Annotated in this window: 2 protein-coding genes; both read right to left on the reverse strand. The window is 40.8% G+C overall.

The window, feature by feature from the left end; genetic code table 11:
• Nucleotides 1-231 precede the first annotated feature (231 nt).
• On the reverse strand, nucleotides 232-696 hold the full coding sequence (locus tag FKQ60_RS17225; protein ID WP_154171032.1) for an ASCH domain-containing protein: 465 nt from the start codon (nucleotides 694-696) through the stop codon (nucleotides 232-234).
• Nucleotides 697-843: 147 nt separating this feature from the next.
• The gene (locus FKQ60_RS17230; protein ID WP_017045395.1) at nucleotides 844-1,260 is read right to left on the reverse strand and encodes a VOC family protein; all 417 of its coding nucleotides are present in this window, start codon (nucleotides 1,258-1,260) and stop codon (nucleotides 844-846) included.
• Nucleotides 1,261-1,497: the final 237 nt, after the last annotated feature.

Consider the following 1,497-nt stretch of genomic DNA (forward strand, 5'->3'; position numbering starts at 1 on the left):
GACCTGCTTTTATTTTCATCAAATTCGAATTTCTTCATGAGTAAAACTTATATCCTTTTTACTCATTTTGCAACTTACAGTTTAGCTAATGATTGTGGAAACGGCTAACGCCGCGTTAAGGGGTGAGCAACGCGACTACCAACTAACCGCATTGCACTAAAAACTAGTAAAATCTACGCATAACGAAAATGCTACGCGTTGCGAATCCCTCTTTAACGCCTTGTTATGTTTTTAGTGATACACGACCTTAAAGTGTTCTAAAACCAATAACATATCCTCACTTGGCTCTATACCTAAATCTTCACATTCACGTGAGAAAAATTTCCAATGAGCATTACGCCACCATTCTAGCGATTTGTCGCCCTCACCCTCACTTGCCGCAAACTCTTCCGTCACTTCTTTGAATCGACAACTTGAGACCGATGTTATCTCAATGATACAAATTGGCTCACCATTCCAGTTTGTGACCACTTGAAGGTGGCCAACTATAGGTAATACTTCGCTTTCGTGGCTATACCAATATTCCATGCTGCATGATGCACGTTTCTCGCCGCGTAGAATTAAATCTGCACATAGATTTGCGTTATACTCATCTGCGCAAAAGTAATCCGAACTAAATGATGTATATTTTTCAGACACTTCACTAGGTAAAGTTCGAAGGTACTGCTGTAAAAATAACTGACTCTTTTCTTCCATGATTCTCTAAACCTGATTAAAAACATAACGCCCGCTTAAGGGGCTGACAACGCTACTACCAAGTTTCCGCATAACACTGAAACCACCAAAACCAACGCATAATAAAAATGCCGCGCGTTGGAAGTCCCTCTTGAAGCGTTTGTTATGCTACCTTTTTGCCATTGGATGGCTTGGATTCAATTGAAGAAGATCCCACAAGTTTCCATACAAGTCTTCAAACACTGCTACCGTCCCATAGTCTTCTTCTGTTGGCTCGCGGACGAAGTTAATACCAATCGATTTCATACGCTTAAAGTCACGCCAGAAATCATCAGTATTTAGGAACAGGAATACTCGACCGCCTGCTTGATTTCCAATGAAATCATGCTGCTCTGGCTTCGAGGCTCTGGCGAGTAACAACGTAACACCATGAGAATTTGGTGGAGCCACAACCACCCAACGTTTGTCTTGTTCAGGTTGATGTGTATCTTCAATAAGTTCAAATTTGAGTTTGTTTACATAAAAATCAATGGCTTCATCATAATCTTTTACAACTAAAGCAATATGGACAATGTTCTGTTTCATAGTATTCCTTATTGAAGATTTCGACTGGTAGCATAACGCCCGCTTAAGGGGCTGACAACGCTACTACCAACTTTCCGCATAACACCGTAATCACTTAAGCCAACGCATAATAAAAATGCCGCGCGTTGGAAGTCCCTCTTGAAGCGTTTGTATGGATAATAACTAACGAATCAGGGTAAAGTGAGACCCAGACTTTAGCTGCAACTAAAGTTCTCTATCTGATAGTTCGATTGAAGT

The sequence above is a fragment of the Vibrio sp. A11 genome (genome assembly GCF_013048705.1).
Classification (GTDB): Bacteria; Pseudomonadota; Gammaproteobacteria; order Enterobacterales; family Vibrionaceae; genus Vibrio; species Vibrio metschnikovii.